Raw genomic sequence first — 14,909 nt, 5'->3', positions numbered from 1 at the left:
CCATCGCGTCGGCCGCGCGGCCTTCATCTTCAAACAGCTCGATCCGATGCCTGCCCTGGGTGCCGATCCGGCCCCACTCGCGCAACAGTGACACGCCGCCAAACAGGTCTGGCATCAAGCGCAGCCGATAGAAGCGATACATATTCGCCTCTGGGTCCACTCGCTCGATGCGGATGTCCTTAGGAAACATCTCAAGCTGCTGCATCAGATGTCTCCCGCATAAGGCGGCTGATCGTGGAGCGATGGACTTTGAAGAGACGTGCAGCTTCGGCCTCCGTGCGTTTGCCGGAAAGCACCAGGTCGCGAATTTCCGCGCGCTGGTCGTCCGACAGCTTCGGCTTCCGCCCTGGGTGGCGTCCTTTCTTGCGGGCGCGCTCCAGACCGGCCCGAGTCCGCTCGCGGATCATCTCACGCTCGAACTCGGCAAAGACGCCCACCATTTGCATCATCATGCGCCCGGCGGGCGTGGTTGTGTCGATGGCCTCGGTCAGCGACCGGAATCCGGCTCCAGCCGCGTCGATCTTCTCCATGATGGACAGAAGGTCTTTCAGCGACCGCGATAGACGGTCGAGCTTCCAGACGATTAACACGTCGCCTTCGCGGAGCTGGTCGAGCATTCGGTGCAGCTCCGGTCGATCCCACCGGCCACCGGATGCGCGTTCCTCGAAAACACGCTCACATCCAGCCGCGCGCAGCGCGTCGAGCTGCGCTGCGGTGGCCTGGTCGTCGGTGGATACACGGGCATAGCCAAGGTTCATGCAAACAGTGTTGCGCTTTCTTGTTGCTCAATCAAGCTAATTCGCAACATATATTTGCAACAAGACGGGGCAGGGCAGGGGACGCCATTTTTCACGATAAATGGCCGTGTGTTCGTTGGGGTCGCAGGCAGGTAACGGCCTTCGCCGCGTCAGGGAGGCAGGGAAGTGTTGCGCAACTGGACCTTTGCGAGACAGAATCTTAGTGTAGGGCATTCTGCGCACGCATTGGTCGGCTGTGAGCCCTTTTAGCGTTTTTCCGCACCGCAGAAACCGAAGCGCTGATTTCCTCTTTACTGTTTGATGTAGCTGTGGATGGCTACATTAAAAGTTAGAAAGGTATTCCCATGGATTTTCAGATTTGGTTGGCGTTTGTCGCAGCTTCTATAGCGCTCTTGCTCATACCCGGACCGACGGTTTTGCTCGTTCTCAGCTATGCGATAAGTCAAGGTAAACGGGTAGCGATCGCAACAGTCGGAGGCGTAGCCCTTGGTGACTTTATTGCAATGTCAGCATCCTTAGCCGGATTGGGTGCTTTGGTTCTGGCTTCCGCTACTCTCTTCACCGTCCTGAAATGGGTCGGAGCAGTATACCTTGTCTATCTAGGCATCAGACTTTTTCGAAGTGCATCAACGGCTTCGCTAGGTGATCTTGAGAAGGTTACAGAAACCAGCGCATCCAGCGTATTCGGACACGCGGCGGCAGTTACTGCACTAAACCCAAAATCAATCGTTTTCTTCATCGCTTTCGTGCCGCAGTTCGTTGTGATTGACAGCCCACTTATGCCTCAATTCACGATTTTGGTTGTCACCTTTGTTGGGTTGGCGGCAATCAATGCCCTCGCGTATGCGCTTTTGGCAGATAAGCTACGAACAAAAATTGCAAAGCCATCTGTTTTAGCTTGGTTCTCCCGTCTTGGCGGCAGCGCGTTGATTGCAATGGGTGTAGCGACAGCTGCATTTAAGCGAGCGCAGTAGCCATCATCCAAAGGTCCGTTTCGTCCCGATACCGGACACAGCGCCGCGTGCAAAAACACTCCTTTGTGCAACAAATGCCAAGCGGCACACTTCTGCGAATGTATTGGTGTGCTTCGAGCCCATGTTCACAGATGCTACGGTTTGCACGAAGGGCTGCTTTGTTGATGTTCATGGGTTTCTGCGCGAAGCTACAGCCTCAGCGTTTCAGTTGGGGGCAGAGCTAAGAATTGGCCGAAACTAAAAGAGAAAATGCGTTGCCGGGCGACAGGGTTGTTCTTGGTTTCATCCTGATGGCTGCCGCCATGTTCGTCATCCCAATTAGGGATGGCATAGCGAAGTATATGACTGATGCGCTGCCGGTCTTTATCATCGCATGGGGTACGTATGTGTCTGCGGCAATCGTCGCGGTACCGATTGCGCTGAAGCTTCATGGAAGCGCAGCACTCTTACCGGCTGGCCTAGGGTCTCAGACAGCACGAACGCTACTGCTTGTCGCGTCCATGACCGTCTTCTTCTTGTCGATCCGCACTGTTCCCCTGGCAAACGCGATATCTGCATACTTCGTAGCACCATTTGTCGCGGCGGCATTGGCTCCAGTTGTTTTGAAAGAACGGCTCACCATTCCAATAATCGTTGCTGTTGTTGGAGGCTTTATCGGTGTCATCATCGTCATGCGTCCGGAAGGCGACTTTGACCTCAACATCCTTTGGGCCGTGCTGGCTGGTATCCTATTTGCGTTTTACATGCTGGCAACGAGGCTCGCGGCACGCCAAGCACCGCCCATGGCTGCCCTTGCGTATCAAGCTGTACTCGGCGCGATTATTTTGACACCCTTTGCACTTTGGTCAGGGCTCGACGGGATCGTTGCGTTTGTAGGCCTTTTTGCTGCTGTGGGCGTTCTGCAAAGCCTGTCGCATGGACTTTCGATAGCAGCTTTCCGCTTTGCACCGGCAGGCTTACTTGCACCGCTTGTGTATTTGGAGATCGTCGCCGCTGTGATCGTAGGTTTTGTTGCTTTTGGGGACTGGCCTGAAATCCAAACTTGGATCGGCATTGCCGTGATCCTGTCGGCCGGAGCTCTGGTCGCGCTGAAGAGGCAATAGTATCGAAGCAGACATCCGGGCAACCGCGGCGAAAGCTAACTTCGTCCCGCACAGCCGCCGACTTGCGCGCGCGTAAACGACCGTTTTCGACCAATCCACTCTTATACCCATCGGTATCAACTCGGCGGCGGCATTAGCGCGTTATCGATTTCGCGCGCCCGTACAGCTGCGGGACGCGCCGTCAAGCGCAGAGTATATTCTGCGAAACCTGGTCGATCTGGCAACGTGTCCAGCCTTCTACCCCAGAGAATTTGCGAGCCCACATAGACATCCGCCGCACTGAACTCCTCCCCGGTGACATAGTCACGCCCGTCCGAAAGCATCGAGGCGAGCGTATCGGCGACCAGTTCCAGCGAACCATACCCAGATCGCCCCCGAACCTGAGGGTCGTCAGGCAAATCAAATCCAAAGGCGGCGTTGGTGATCGCCGTCTCACTTGGCCCAGCCGCGAAAAACATCCAGCGCAGGTAAGCCGCGCTCTCAGGGGTGCCTGGAGCAGGGGCAAGCCCGGCTTCGGGGAACGCAGCGGCAAGATAAGCGCAACAGGCAGCGGCTTCGGTCACCACTGAGAGTCCATGCTGCACAGTCGGAACCTTACCCATAGGGTTAATCGCTAAATAGTCTGGCGATTTCATCTGCGACCCATAATCCAATACTCGCGTCTCGTAAGGTTGCCCCAATTCCTCGAGCATCCAACGCACAGTGCGCCCGCGTGACATGGGATTTGTGTAGAAGATGATCTCGGACATTGACGGACTCCTTGCTAGCCGTTCGCGCGCCCTCACATCAAGAACGCGGCGATAAGTGGTACCGTATCGATATTTACACACATGTGTAAATAACTGCTAGGAGTTGCTTTACAAAAGTTCACACCCGGGTCAGCGTTTCACTATGACTGACGCTAAATCCCTCAACCCTCGAACCGCTAGATCCCGCGCCCGCATTCTGGATGCGACCGAAATGGTGTTCCGGGAAATGGGCTACGAAGCCGCGAAGGTCGAGGCAATTGCGGCGCGGGCAGGCCTGACACGGAAGACGGTCTACAACCATTTCTCGTCCAAAGAAGCACTGGCTGATGCGGTCATTGCACGGGCAGGTGCGCAAACAGAGCCGCTATACGGACCTGCGATCCGATCTGGCGAGCCCGCCCTGGACTTGCTGGCGACGATCCTTTGCGACAGCTCAAAATGGTGCACCGCCAACCCCGACCTTGCCCGACGCGCGCTCGCACCACGCCTTCGCCCGACCGCTTCACCTCCTGAGGACCCATCTCTTCAAGGCGTTGTCATCGACGCAATCCGGCTGGGCCAGTCTCAGGGCGTGATTCGTCAAGACGAGGATGCCGGGTTCCTGTCGCTCGTCCTTCTGGGCCTCTACGCCCAGGCCATGCTGTCAGCCTTGGAAACGAGCGAAATTGGCTCAGACGGGGTCAGGCGCATCGTCCGCCTCGTTGTCGAGGGAATCGGGACGTAGAAGGCCCAACTGGACCGAAGCTGCGTACTTGGGCTTTATGAAGAACAGGCCATGAACACGCTGTTTTGCGTGCAACTTTTGGGTTTGCACAACTCGCCAAGCGTCACATTACGGTAATTCTAACCCATTTGAGACGGTGTAAACTGTCACATCGGCATGTCTCCTGCGGGTCTACCCAACTGCAACTGGTTGAGCATGACCAACCATCCCGCAAAACTCTTCTGACCCGCCGTCAGCCGATTGATCGGGATACCTATCGCGCTAGACAAGTCGGATACCGTATTCTCTAAGGCGAACATTTCTATGAGGGATGGGGAAACGACTTCACACCGCCTCAATCCCGTCGAAGACAGGTGGTAGGTCAGTGACTGAGGCCACGGTCACGATCCACCTCCCTGTCTATCTCATGATCCTTCTCGACCTCTTTCTCGCTGTGAACCTCGCGCGCGTCCTCGATCTCCAGCTTTTCGCGGGGCTTGTTCAACACCTCTTCAAGACGCTCCTTCACGGATGGCTTGCGATTTTCACGCTCGACCTCCCCGCCCTGCTCAAGCTCACTGTGCCCCTCCAACTTGTGAACAGCCGCCTGCGGCCCCTGCGCTGCATCGCGGTCCAGAATGCTTTTCAGCCGGTCGCGGGCGTAATTGCGCCCTCTGCCCTGTTCTTCGTCACTCTGCCCACCGCGATCCCGGCCTCGATCTGTGATCCACGCCAACCGCTCCCGCACGTCATCCGTGACCCGGCCCTTGGATGTCGCAGCCCTTAGCGCCGCCAGACCGGCGGACACACGCCCCTCCCCTGCCTCGCGCTCAATCCCGTAGGTCTCCCGCGCGATGTCCAGCCGTTCGCGCATTTCGCGGAAGGCGGCGCGGGCCTGGCGGGCGGCATGGACAACAGCGCCGCGTTCTGTGACCGGCACATACTCCCGGCCCTCGCGCTCGGCCGCCGCCTTCTCACGCCGCTCCATCGCGTTAGCCGCTGGCCCCAGCTTCACCTCCGGATTGCGGTCCAGCTCCTCGGCTTTCAGCGCATCGCCCTGACTCAGAACATCCTCCCGCTGCGCTTCCAGTGACCGATGATCGACCCGCTCCACCTCGCCCGCCCGTTCCAGCGCCCGGTTCTGCAACTCGGCCCAGAGGCCACGCATCTGCTCGATCTCGGCCCCGCCGGTTTTCGCGGAATCGAGAACACGGGTCTTGGCCGTGAACCCCTCCGATTCCAGTTTGCGGGTCGAGGTCAGAACATGGGCATGATGATTGCGCTGATCGCCTTCCCGGTGCGGCGCATGGATCGCCACATCGACGGCCACGCCGTAGCGACTGACCAGTTCCTCGGCGAACTGACGGGTGATCTGCGACCGGTCTTCTGCACTGATTTCGGAGGGCAGCGCCAGCTCCCATTCGCGGGCGGTGACGGAATTGCGCCGGGTCTCGCTTTCCTCGGCGGCGTTCCAGAGCGCGGACCGATCCTGCGCCCAGGACGGGGCGTCTTTGGGGGTCAGGATAAAGGTCTCCTCGATGCCGCGCTTGGCGGTGTAATCATGCACCCGGCCCTCCCGCTGGCACTCGATACGCTCCCCGGCACGGTAAGCCCCCGCCGCGGTCGCGGTGCGTCCGGCGCTGCGTTTGATCGTCTTCACAGAGAGGTGGTAGCTGGCCATGCGCCCTCCCCTCTCGCAGATGACAAACGCCACCGCGCCCGCGAACGTCGCCGCAAAGCATCACCAGGCACACTCGTGCCGTCCGGCTCTTGACCCGTGACAAGAGCCGGGGTGATCGCGCAAAATGGGAGCTGCAACCTGTCCACCATCCTCGGTGTCGGACGGGCTGCACCTCTCCCTGTTGGGCGTAAGTCGATGGCTTCGGAACGATATGTTCCGGGGCCATCGCTGCCACGACCAACCGTCTTTTTCCCGGAGGCCCGCGCCCCACAACGCTGGGGCCGGAGGGAAAAAGACAGCCCCGACGAAGCGAGCCAACGGCTCTCTGAGGCGCGGGCTTGCCAGTGACCTGCCTCCAAATCCCCAGCCTTATGGGGGGCGGGATTTGGAGGCAGGTCACTGGCGGTTTGCCTCGGGCAAACCCGGTGGAGATCAGGGGCTACAGCACCACAGATCGACGCCCCCCGGAACGGCGGAACCAAAAACAGACCGGCCCCCACCGTGGGGCATCGGTCGAGATTTTGGGGCTGATGTTCCGGACGCAATCCAACGGCGGACGTTGGGCTGGGATGGTTTGGAAGGGGCTGCGCGCCCTTCCATGTCGATGCGATGAGCATCGAAGGGGTTGGCCATCGGCCGGGGCTTCGCCCCAGAGAGATCGCACGCAAAGCTCGGAACCGCAGGTGGAGAGTTTGCATAAGTGCGCCCTTGTCCTTTACAGGCCTACAGGTAGTCTCTACCCTTCGAGGTTGTAAGTCAAACCTTTCCAACCGCAATTCCAAAAGTGGAAACCCGCGATATGGCAGAGACAGAACTCGAACGGGCAGAAAAACGATACGCCCAGGCCAAGGCCCGCCTTCAATCGTTGAAGAACCGGGAGGCCACCAGACAGCGCAAACTGGACACCCGGCGCAAGGTGATCCTGGGCGGGGCACTGCTCGATCTGGCGGAACGGGATTCCGGGGCTGCTGCCATGCTGGATCGGCTGGTGCGCAACCTCGCCCGTGAACAGGATCGCAAGGCCTTCGCGGACTGGGAGGGGCCGTCCTCCAGCGATACGGCTACCGCTGCGCTGTCCAATGAGAAAGCGCAATCCGATGGATGAGAATGACCTCGGTATCGAGATACCGGACGATCTTTATGCCGCCCTCGCCCAACAGGCAGAAGCGAACCAGCGGACGCCGGAAGAGGAGCTGTGTGCAATCCTGACAGCCGCGATTGAAAAAGCCTCGGGCGACGCCTCTTGATCCGGTTCATCCGCCTCGCCTTCTGGCGGTTGTTCCGGGTGATCCAGGTCACGGTTGTGACCCCGGTTCTGATCGGGGGAACGCTGGTCTATGCGGCGCTCGGTGCAATGGTCGGAGCGCTCGTGGCCTTCCCCTTCGCCTACGCCATTCTTCGGACAGAGCCGGGCACGAATCCGTGGGAAAATGCGATCTACATTCCGTTCATGATTGCCGGGGCCATCGTCGGTGCGGCGGGCTGGATCGACCGCTCCGGGGCCGCGTCATTTTTTGGAAGCTGGCGGGGCGACAGTCACGGCTCGGCCCGGTTCGCAGGCAAGAAAGAGCTGCGCGATCTTGAACGTGCGAACGGTCTTCTGATCGGGCGGAACCCCGACACCGGCAAGCTGCTCTCCTATGACGGTCCTGCCCATTTGCTGACCCTCGCACCGACACGGGCGGGCAAGGGCGTCGGCACGGTGATCCCCAACCTGCTGCTGGCGGAACGCTCGGTGCTGGTCATCGACCCCAAGGGCGAGAACGCCCGGATTGCCGGGGCCGCGCGGGAACGCTTCGGCACAGTCCATGTCCTCGATCCGTTCGGGGTGAGCGGCAGGCCCTCCGCCGCCTACAATCCATTGGATCGGCTTTCGGCGGATAGCCCTGATCTGAGCGAGGATGCCACCTCACTGGCGGATGCGCTTGTGGTGGACCCGGCGCACCAGACCGGCGATGCGCACTGGAACGAGGAAGCCAAGGCGCTGATCGGCGGGCTAATCATGTTCTGCGTGGCCCACGAGGAACCAACACGGCGCAACCTCGGGGCCGTCCGGGAATATCTCACCCTGCCCCCGGATCGGATGGCAGACCTCGTGAAACTGATGCAAGACAGCGATGTAGCGGATGGGCTGGTGGCCCGCGCCGCCAATCGCTTCGCAGGAAAGGCGGACCGGGAAGCCGCCTCTGTCCTGTCGAATGCGCAACGTCACACCCATTTCCTCGACAGCCCCAGGATCGCGAAGGCAATGGCGCGGTCGGATTTTCAATTTGCGGACCTGCGCCACCGGATCACGTCTGTGTTTCTCGTCCTGCCACCCAACCGGCTGGACGCCTACAGCCGCTGGCTGCGCCTTCTGGTCTCTCAGGCCCTCCATGACATCGCACGGGACGCTGAGACGCCTCTGGGGCCTCAGATCGCCGCACAGCCCCCCGTAGAGCGACTGAAGGCCCCGACCCTCTTCCTGCTGGATGAATTTGCGGCTCTGGGTCGTCTGGAGGCTGTAGAGCGCGCTATGGGGCTGATGGCGGGGTATGGCCTCCAGCTCTGGCCGATTTTGCAGGATATGAGCCAGCTCCGCGATCTCTATGGGCAACGTGCCTCGACCTTCGTGGCCAATGCCGGGGTGCAACAGGTCTTCGGCGTGAATGACTATGAGACGGCCAAGTGGCTGAGCCAGATGATGGGCCAGGGCACCATCGGTTATCAGACAGAAAGTCACAAACCCGGCGACATGCCCACGACCGGCACGTCCATCACGGGCCGCGATCTTCTGACCCCCGATGAAATCATGCAGCTCCCGCCGGAACTCCAGCTTCTGCGCGTCCAGGGCCAGCCCACGGCGATAGCGGGCAAGCTGCGCTATTACGCCGACCGTGAATTTGAGGGACTGTTCGTCCCGGAAAACCGTTGATCCGAAGGATGAACCGCCATGACCGATGAAACATCACCTGACCGCCCTCCCCTTTTCGACGAAGCGTTGCAGGAACAGTTGGACCGCATGGCTGACTTGACGATTGATATGTCGGAACAGGTGAATGAACAGACCAGGGCAATCAATCATATCTCCACGGTTGCTTCTGAAGCCCGGCGTGCGGCGAAGGCGGCTGAGAAACAGACGGACCCGGAACACTACGGGGAACTGGTGGGTCAAACGATTGAAGGGCGTATCAACGAGACAATCAAAAGGATGGATCGCGCGTCAGCTGAAATCTTGAACGGTATCCAGAGGTCAAACGCCTCCTTTCAGGAAACAACGACGATGCACTCCAATACGTTGAGCCTGATGGGTGAGCTTCGTGAACAGCAGCAAAAGGACAGGCAACTGTCCCGTTGGGTGGGTCTTGGTGGTGTCGTTCTGGCTATGGTGATGACCGTCGCTCTTCCCCGTTTCATAGCAGCCTACCCATCAGGCTGCGCTGTCCTTGGCGGTTCCTGGCAGACGACAACAACAGGCACGCCTGCCTGTGTGTCCTACTATCCGTGAGTTTTCACTGAGTGCTTGGATCATCTGAGAGAGTTAAATGGTGTTAGAATAGAGTTACGCGATTTTGTAGATTACGTAAGAAACTGAAAAATTGGGATGATTCAGCCTCAAAATCGGATTCCGGTGTGTGAAGTGACGATAACCGGTGTGTGAAATGACGAAAGATGGTGTGTGAAGTGACGAAACTTGACGACCGGTGTGTGAAGTGACGATAATGGATTGTGGTGTGTGAAATGACGAATCTGTTTTGGAAAGGTGGTGTGTGAAGTGACGAAAGAACTCTCGACCTCTCAGCGCTCGCCGCTGCTCCCCGACAGACACCCCCAGCGTGACCTCTTTGTTTGCGATATCGTCGATGCAGTTCCCAAAGGGGATATGTCCTCGATGGAAAACCCCGTCTTCACTCTTTCGACAAAACCGGACATGCGGACACGTCGCTATGAGCGTGGTGAGAACTGGATTCAGATTGCCCCGTCTCGCACCGGGCTGGCCACCGTCCACGACCGCGACGTGCTGATCTACTGCATCAGTCAGTGCATGGCTGCGCTTAATGATGGTCAAGCTGTCCAGCGGCGCATGCGTTTCAAAGCTTATGACCTGCTGGTAGCGACTAACCGGCAGACCTCTGGTCGCGGCTACGAGCTGCTGAAGGACGCCCTGCGCCGTCTACAAGGTACCCAGATCGAAACAAACCTGCGCCAGGGTGGTAAGGAATACTTCAAGGTTTTTGGCCTTATCGACTCGGCAGAGATTGTGAAGGAAACTCGTGACGGGCGTATGCTTGATGTTGAGATCACGCTGTCAGATTGGGTGTTTGATGCGATTGAGAACAATCATGTCCTGACGCTGAACCGTCAGTATTTCAAACTGCGCAAACCTCTCGAACGGCGGCTTTATGAAATCGCACGTAAACACTGCGGCGCACAAAGCGCCTGGAAGGTCGGGGCCGAGCTTCTTCGCGACAAATGTGGGTCAAGTTCCACGCTAAAGGAATTTCGTCGCCTTCTCGGAAAGATCATCGAGGATGATGCGGAGCATGACCACATGCCGGATTATGCTTTTGCCATAAAGGGCGACATCGTGATCGTGCGACCTAAGAAGGGTATAAAGGAAACCGCCCTGCCCTTCCCGGTGTCCTCACTGCGGCTTGATCCTGACACACATGGGGAAGCGCGCCACCTCGCTCCAGGATGGGACATGTACCATCTGGAAAATGAATGGCGTTCATGGGTGTTGGAAAAAGGCATTGCGGTGAAGAACCCAGACAAGCACTTCTTGAGCTTCTGCAAAAAGAGAGGCGCATATAAGCGCTAACGCGCTTTGCATGCATTCATGCAACCGGCAGGAGCTGCGCTGCTAAGCCCCCTGCTACTCCATCAAATCCTTCTTAACTCTAATATTGAAATGCCCGTTCTATGCTGACAGAACACCCAACCAACCAGCCGACACTCTTAAGAAACGTGATCTGCCCATATTGCGGCATCGCTCTAAATGCAGGGAACACGACAAAAGAGCATGTTGTCGGGCGTCGGTTTGTGCCAAAGGGCAAGCTGGAAAATCAGTGGAATCTAATCGTTAAGGCATGCGGCCCATGCAACAATCGCAAAGCTGATCTGGAAAACGATATATCCGCGATCACGCTTCATCCCGAGTATAGCGATATACCTCCTGGTCATGACGCGGGAACCATCGCAGATGCTCAACGCAAGGCTAAAAATGCGATAAGTAGGCGCACGAAAAAACCAGTGAAAGATAGCCAAGAGAACATGAAGTTTAGTCTGCCATTCGGAGGAGGTGCGACGATTGGCTTTAACTTCACTTCACCTCCTCAAATCGATGAAGATCGCGCTTTTGAGTTGGCGCGTTCGCAACTTGCTGCCTTTTTTTTCTGGCTGACCTACCAGACAGAAGAAGAGCGAGGACGCTTCTGGCGTGAAGGTTGCTATTTGCTGATGATGGCCCGGCGCGCGGACTGGGGCAATTCAATCATGGTCGATTTCGCGGATGCTGTGATTGAATGGGAACCGCGCTTAATACTTCACACGGCTGACGGATTCTATCGTGCTTGTATCCGTCGCCACCCCACTGCCGACTGTTGGTCATGGGCCTTAGAGTGGAACGGCACCACCCGCCTTACGGGCTTTTTTGGTGACAAAAGTGTTGCGCAAGAAATTGTAGATAGCCTGCGTAAACTGCAAATGGATCATCACGATCTAGGCAACGGAGACTATGTGCGTTCCCGCATAGAGGTTCCGCTTGATCCAGAAAGTGACAATCTTTTTCAAGCATGATTGCATGCAAAGCGCGTTAGCGCTTAGGCTTCATTCATGCTTGGCGTAAACAAGGCTAGCATGCTACTGTAACAAAAAACAGGTAAACTGGAGCAGTATCAATGACCTATATCATAGGAATGGTCTCCCAAAAGGGCGGTGTTGGAAAGTCGACTCTGGCGCGCATGATGGCCAGAGAGTTCGTGGCGGGAAGCCTAACCACTAAGATCGCAGACTTAGACACACAGCAGCAGACATGCGCTCACTGGGCCGGTCGCCGCGCTGAAAACGGTGTTACACCGGAAATGCAGGTGCAGAGCTTCGCCTCGGTCAAAACTGCGCTTGAAGATGCGCCCCGCTTCGACGCACTTATCCTGGACGGCAAGCCGAACGCCTCTGAACAGACGTTGGACATTGCTAAGGCCGCTGATCTTGTTGTGATTCCAACGGGCCAGACGGTGGATGATTTGCACCCTGGCGTTGTCCTTGCGCATAGCTTGCGCAAAAAGGGCATTTCGCCCGAAAAAATTGCCTTCGCAATGTTCAAGACCACTGGTAGCGAACGTGAAAACGTCGCTGCGCGCCAGTATCTCTCAGAAGCCGGATATCTGGTCCTCAATGGCGAAGTATCGGTTTCTACGGCTTACGGGTCAGCATCCGACATGGGTAAAGCAATCACCGAAACCTCATTCCGCTCGCTCAATGACCGTGCTGCCAAGCTGGCGCAGAGCGTCATCGACAAGATGGCAGAGCTTCAGGAAAGACAGGTGGCGTAATGAGTACAAACATCACCAAATTGAAGCGCGGGAAAGGCGCTCCGCCGCCCGCAGATGTAGCCCCTGATGTGATCGCAGACGACACCCGCGCCGAAAAAGTCGAGCTTAGGCCGCTCCAGGTTCGTATCCCCAAGGCTGTTTTCGAAGAGTTTTCGGAGCAAGCGGGGCGCGAATTTGGGTTTAGCCACGGCTCGAAAAAACAACTTTTTCTCAGGATGTGGGAAGCATACAAGGCGCAAAACATGTAAGCATGATTGCATGCAACGCGCTTTTGCGCGACGCGTCAAAGGAAGACTGCCCGCACTGAAAGAAGCGTTTGTGCTTGCATTATATGCAAGCACACCCTATATAACCTGATGAACAGCAAACACCGCAAGACTCTGGCTGTTGTCTTTACAGACCCTGTGTCAGGAACAATCGAATGGGTAGCCGTCGAGCGTCTGCTTATAGCCGCTGGTGCACAGGTGGTCGAAGGACGCGGCTCACGAGTTCGGTTCGAAAAGGATGGCGAAGTTGAGACGTTTCATCGTCCACACCCCGCCAAAGAAGCCAAACGCTATCAGGTGCGCGCCGCCCGCGCATTCTTGGAACGGATCGGAGTGACGCCATGACCAATACCATGACCTACAAAGGCTACTCGGCCCGTATTGAGTATGATGATGAAGACGGCATCTTCACAGGGCGTCTCGCTGGTATCAGCGATGGTGTCGGTTTTCATGCTGATACAGTCGAAGCCTTGCGGGATGCCTTTCAAGAGGCGGTCGAAGACTACATTGAAACCTGCGCAAAAGTCGGCAAAGAGCCGCAAAAGGCTTTTTCTGGTCAAGTTATGTTCCGCGTCGATCCAGAAGTTCACCGTAAGGCGGCGCTTGCAGCCGAACTGTCAGGTAAGAGTCTGAATCAATGGGCCGAAGAGGTTCTGGATCGCGCGACAGGGTAAGGGACCTTGGTGGATTGGGTAAGGGTATGGCCGACGCCGACGACATTCTGAATGCGCGAAGGGCTGAGCTTGAAACCGTCGATCAAGCGGTAATGGGTGAAGTCGTTGGTGTCGCTCAAGCCATTGGCGATTTACGCAATGCGCTTGATGCCTTGGACGGCCATCTCGATGATCGTAAATTCGAAAGAGCCGCCGCGCTAGGATATCAGGACATCGCATCTGCGTTCATCTTCCTTCAACGCACTTTGGGCGGGCTGCAAAGCGCGGAGCATATTCGCCATGAATTTATCTCAAGTATCGCTGAACAGCTACAATGCCCTCATGAAGATGCGGAGCCTCTGGTTGCGGCGCGTCTCCAATGCCTGAAACCCAGACAAGCGCTGAACGGCAAGGAACTTGCGGCTTCCAAGGCGCGTCTTCAACAGCGGTTAGGCGAAATGAGAGGGTAGGCCAGCCACTCGATGTGCGGAACCGGCCATTCTCCGCACCCTAGATAAACTCACATATCGCGGGACAAAACGCCCTTTCGCTCATGCGGCTATTGCTGACGCAGCATTCTCTCGCTCGTGCAGAGTGTTCGGTGTTGCCGTGCAGCATAAATCACCGAAGCAGTCATTCCAGAGCATCAAATCTGCCAGTACTGCAACTGAGCTTTCGCCGCAGTCTGATCCGACAACTCAGACGCGGGACTTTGTTACCCTTGCTTGGAGATATTCCAATGACTGGTTTCACGAAGCATTGGGTTGGTCGAGTTCCAGAATGTTTCCTTCAGGATCGCGAACGTAGACTATCAAGTGGGGAGTGGTCTCTGTTCCAAAGTTAGTCACTTCGCCTTGCATAGACCCGCCCAACTGCAAGACCAGTTCAGTGGTTTTGTTTAAATCCAAAACCGAAAATGCCAAATGACCGTAACCCGGTTCATTGACCGCAGGGAGGCCCCGATTGATGGTTTTGGTATACTCCATTATTTCCAAAAATGTTTTGTGATCAGCTGGAAAGTTCAGCCAAATGGAGTAAATGCCCACGTCCGGCAGCCCATTCCCACGAGAAAAAAGCTCTCCAGACAGCTTCTTTGGCGGACGCCTGTCGACGAACCCGAACACACCTTTGTAAAAGTTCGACAGTTTATCTGCATCACGTGCTGTAAGACTTACATGCGCCAGCTTCATGGTACTCTCTCCCAGTTCGGCGGCCAGTGTTCCTTCAATCTGTGCGCCGTCTAGGGCCGGACATTCGCGCATGGTGCCGCATCAAGTAAAGTGGGCTCTTCGGGAGCCTTCGCCGCGCTCAGCCCGAACGGCCGCAGTGCCGGGGCAGGGGAGTTTGCCGCCTGACCTTGGCTCACCCGGCGAGTTGATACCCACGCTTCTGTTTAGCTCGATAGAGCGCGTCCATCGCGTCGGCCGCGCGGCCTTCATCTTCAAACAGCTCGATCCGATGCCTGCCCTGGGTGCCGATCCGGCCCCAC

The 14,909-nt window shown here is 57.1% G+C and carries 20 protein-coding genes; 14 read left to right on the top strand and 6 right to left on the bottom strand.

What is annotated here, in order from left to right; all coding sequences use genetic code 11:
- Both VK792_RS18570 and VK792_RS18565 read right to left on the bottom strand, forming a co-directional pair.
- Positions 1 to 205 (bottom strand): WGR domain-containing protein (locus VK792_RS18570; RefSeq protein ID WP_326299365.1); only part of this gene is annotated, 205 nt, incomplete at its 3' end.
- The gene (locus VK792_RS18565) at positions 192 to 758 is read right to left on the bottom strand and encodes a recombinase family protein (RefSeq protein ID WP_326299364.1); all 567 of its coding nucleotides are present in this window, start codon (positions 756 to 758) and stop codon (positions 192 to 194) included. The genes VK792_RS18570 and VK792_RS18565, both read right to left, overlap by 14 nt.
- Before the next feature lie 344 nt (positions 759 to 1,102).
- On the opposite strand from VK792_RS18565, the gene VK792_RS18560 reads away from it, so the two are divergent.
- On the top strand, positions 1,103 to 1,732 hold the full coding sequence (locus tag VK792_RS18560) for a LysE family translocator (RefSeq protein ID WP_326299363.1): 630 nt from the start codon (positions 1,103 to 1,105) through the stop codon (positions 1,730 to 1,732).
- Between the two features lie 227 nt (positions 1,733 to 1,959).
- A complete protein-coding gene (locus VK792_RS18555) occupies positions 1,960 to 2,835 on the top strand; it encodes a DMT family transporter (RefSeq protein WP_326299362.1) in 876 nt (291 codons plus the stop codon).
- A 116-nt stretch (positions 2,836 to 2,951) separates the two neighbouring features.
- Here VK792_RS18555 and VK792_RS18550 read toward each other — a convergent pair whose 3' ends face one another.
- Positions 2,952 to 3,584, bottom strand: a complete 633-nt coding sequence (locus VK792_RS18550; protein WP_326299361.1) for a glutathione S-transferase family protein — start codon at positions 3,582 to 3,584, stop codon at positions 2,952 to 2,954.
- 142 nt (positions 3,585 to 3,726) lie between these two features.
- Here VK792_RS18550 and VK792_RS18545 point away from each other — a divergent pair, with 142 nt between their 5' ends.
- A complete protein-coding gene (locus tag VK792_RS18545; protein WP_326299360.1) occupies positions 3,727 to 4,308 on the top strand; it encodes a TetR/AcrR family transcriptional regulator in 582 nt (193 codons plus the stop codon).
- Between the two features lie 361 nt (positions 4,309 to 4,669).
- Here the strand turns inward: VK792_RS18545 and mobQ are convergent, their stop codons facing one another.
- A complete protein-coding gene (gene mobQ / locus VK792_RS18540) occupies positions 4,670 to 5,968 on the bottom strand; it encodes a MobQ family relaxase (RefSeq protein WP_326299359.1) in 1,299 nt (432 codons plus the stop codon).
- Positions 5,969 to 6,767: 799 nt separating this feature from the next.
- On the opposite strand from mobQ, the gene VK792_RS18535 reads away from it, so the two are divergent.
- From VK792_RS18535 to VK792_RS18485, 11 genes are all read left to right on the top strand, one after another.
- Positions 6,768 to 7,073: a mobilization protein gene (locus VK792_RS18535; protein WP_326299358.1), complete on the top strand. Its 306-nt coding sequence runs from the start codon at positions 6,768 to 6,770 to the stop codon at positions 7,071 to 7,073.
- Positions 7,066 to 7,215: a FitA-like ribbon-helix-helix domain-containing protein gene (locus tag VK792_RS18530; RefSeq protein WP_326299357.1), complete on the top strand. Its 150-nt coding sequence runs from the start codon at positions 7,066 to 7,068 to the stop codon at positions 7,213 to 7,215. The genes VK792_RS18535 and VK792_RS18530 overlap by 8 nt, the downstream gene beginning before the upstream one ends.
- Positions 7,212 to 8,882, top strand: a complete 1,671-nt coding sequence (locus VK792_RS18525; protein ID WP_326299356.1) for a type IV secretory system conjugative DNA transfer family protein — start codon at positions 7,212 to 7,214, stop codon at positions 8,880 to 8,882. The genes VK792_RS18530 and VK792_RS18525 overlap by 4 nt, the downstream gene beginning before the upstream one ends.
- A gap of 18 nt (positions 8,883 to 8,900) precedes the next feature.
- Positions 8,901 to 9,455 carry a hypothetical protein gene (locus VK792_RS18520; protein ID WP_326299355.1) on the top strand — a complete coding sequence of 185 codons (555 nt, stop codon included), beginning with the start codon at positions 8,901 to 8,903 and terminating at the stop codon, positions 9,453 to 9,455.
- A gap of 267 nt (positions 9,456 to 9,722) precedes the next feature.
- Positions 9,723 to 10,769, top strand: a complete 1,047-nt coding sequence (locus VK792_RS18515) for a replication initiator protein A (RefSeq protein WP_326299354.1) — start codon at positions 9,723 to 9,725, stop codon at positions 10,767 to 10,769.
- Positions 10,770 to 10,870: 101 nt separating this feature from the next.
- Entirely contained in the window at positions 10,871 to 11,746 is an 876-nt protein-coding gene (locus VK792_RS18510) for an HNH endonuclease (protein WP_326299353.1), read from the top strand.
- A 101-nt stretch (positions 11,747 to 11,847) separates the two neighbouring features.
- The gene (locus VK792_RS18505; RefSeq protein ID WP_326299352.1) at positions 11,848 to 12,501 is read left to right on the top strand and encodes a ParA family protein; all 654 of its coding nucleotides are present in this window, start codon (positions 11,848 to 11,850) and stop codon (positions 12,499 to 12,501) included.
- Complete coding sequence (locus VK792_RS18500) at positions 12,501 to 12,749, top strand: hypothetical protein (RefSeq protein WP_326299351.1); 249 nt, start codon at positions 12,501 to 12,503, stop codon at positions 12,747 to 12,749. Before VK792_RS18505 ends, VK792_RS18500 begins: the two co-directional genes overlap by 1 nt.
- A 108-nt stretch (positions 12,750 to 12,857) precedes the next feature.
- Positions 12,858 to 13,112 (top strand): type II toxin-antitoxin system HicA family toxin, encoded by a 255-nt coding sequence (locus tag VK792_RS18495; protein ID WP_326299350.1) that lies wholly within the window; start codon positions 12,858 to 12,860, stop codon positions 13,110 to 13,112.
- Entirely contained in the window at positions 13,109 to 13,441 is a 333-nt protein-coding gene (locus VK792_RS18490) for a type II toxin-antitoxin system HicB family antitoxin (protein WP_135375289.1), read from the top strand. Before VK792_RS18495 ends, VK792_RS18490 begins: the two co-directional genes overlap by 4 nt.
- A 26-nt stretch (positions 13,442 to 13,467) precedes the next feature.
- Positions 13,468 to 13,890, top strand: a complete 423-nt coding sequence (locus VK792_RS18485) for a hypothetical protein (RefSeq protein WP_326299349.1) — start codon at positions 13,468 to 13,470, stop codon at positions 13,888 to 13,890.
- Positions 13,891 to 14,169: 279 nt separating this feature from the next.
- Here VK792_RS18485 and VK792_RS18480 read toward each other — a convergent pair whose 3' ends face one another.
- Complete coding sequence (locus VK792_RS18480; protein WP_326299348.1) at positions 14,170 to 14,682, bottom strand: VOC family protein; 513 nt, start codon at positions 14,680 to 14,682, stop codon at positions 14,170 to 14,172.
- A gap of 100 nt (positions 14,683 to 14,782) precedes the next feature.
- Positions 14,783 to 14,899, bottom strand: coding sequence for a WGR domain-containing protein (locus tag VK792_RS18475; RefSeq protein WP_326299366.1), 117 nt, complete (start codon positions 14,897 to 14,899; stop codon positions 14,783 to 14,785).
- Positions 14,900 to 14,909: the final 10 nt, after the last annotated feature.

This window comes from Mesobacterium hydrothermale, from assembly GCF_035818635.1.
Lineage (GTDB): Bacteria > Pseudomonadota > Alphaproteobacteria > Rhodobacterales > Rhodobacteraceae > Mesobacterium_A > Mesobacterium_A hydrothermale.
This window is presented reverse-complemented; position numbering and strand designations above follow the sequence as displayed.

Bases quoted from the DNA above. Each gene is read 5' to 3' on its own strand.
- VK792_RS18565 (WP_326299364.1), bottom strand. From the start codon at position 758: ATGAACCTTGGCTATGCCCGTGTATCCACCGACGACCAGGCCACCGCA.
- VK792_RS18560 (WP_326299363.1), top strand. From the start codon at position 1,103: ATGGATTTTCAGATTTGGTTGGCGTTTGTCGCAGCTTCTATAGCGCTC.
- VK792_RS18550 (WP_326299361.1), bottom strand. From the start codon at position 3,584: ATGTCCGAGATCATCTTCTACACAAATCCCATGTCACGCGGGCGCACT.
- VK792_RS18545 (WP_326299360.1), top strand. From the start codon at position 3,727: ATGACTGACGCTAAATCCCTCAACCCTCGAACCGCTAGATCCCGCGCC.
- mobQ (WP_326299359.1), bottom strand. From the start codon at position 5,968: ATGGCCAGCTACCACCTCTCTGTGAAGACGATCAAACGCAGCGCCGGA.
- VK792_RS18535 (WP_326299358.1), top strand. From the start codon at position 6,768: ATGGCAGAGACAGAACTCGAACGGGCAGAAAAACGATACGCCCAGGCC.
- VK792_RS18530 (WP_326299357.1), top strand. From the start codon at position 7,066: ATGGATGAGAATGACCTCGGTATCGAGATACCGGACGATCTTTATGCC.
- VK792_RS18520 (WP_326299355.1), top strand. From the start codon at position 8,901: ATGACCGATGAAACATCACCTGACCGCCCTCCCCTTTTCGACGAAGCG.
- VK792_RS18510 (WP_326299353.1), top strand. From the start codon at position 10,871: ATGCTGACAGAACACCCAACCAACCAGCCGACACTCTTAAGAAACGTG.
- VK792_RS18505 (WP_326299352.1), top strand. From the start codon at position 11,848: ATGACCTATATCATAGGAATGGTCTCCCAAAAGGGCGGTGTTGGAAAG.
- VK792_RS18500 (WP_326299351.1), top strand. From the start codon at position 12,501: ATGAGTACAAACATCACCAAATTGAAGCGCGGGAAAGGCGCTCCGCCG.
- VK792_RS18495 (WP_326299350.1), top strand. From the start codon at position 12,858: ATGAACAGCAAACACCGCAAGACTCTGGCTGTTGTCTTTACAGACCCT.
- VK792_RS18490 (WP_135375289.1), top strand. From the start codon at position 13,109: ATGACCAATACCATGACCTACAAAGGCTACTCGGCCCGTATTGAGTAT.
- VK792_RS18485 (WP_326299349.1), top strand. From the start codon at position 13,468: ATGGCCGACGCCGACGACATTCTGAATGCGCGAAGGGCTGAGCTTGAA.
- VK792_RS18480 (WP_326299348.1), bottom strand. From the start codon at position 14,682: ATGCGCGAATGTCCGGCCCTAGACGGCGCACAGATTGAAGGAACACTG.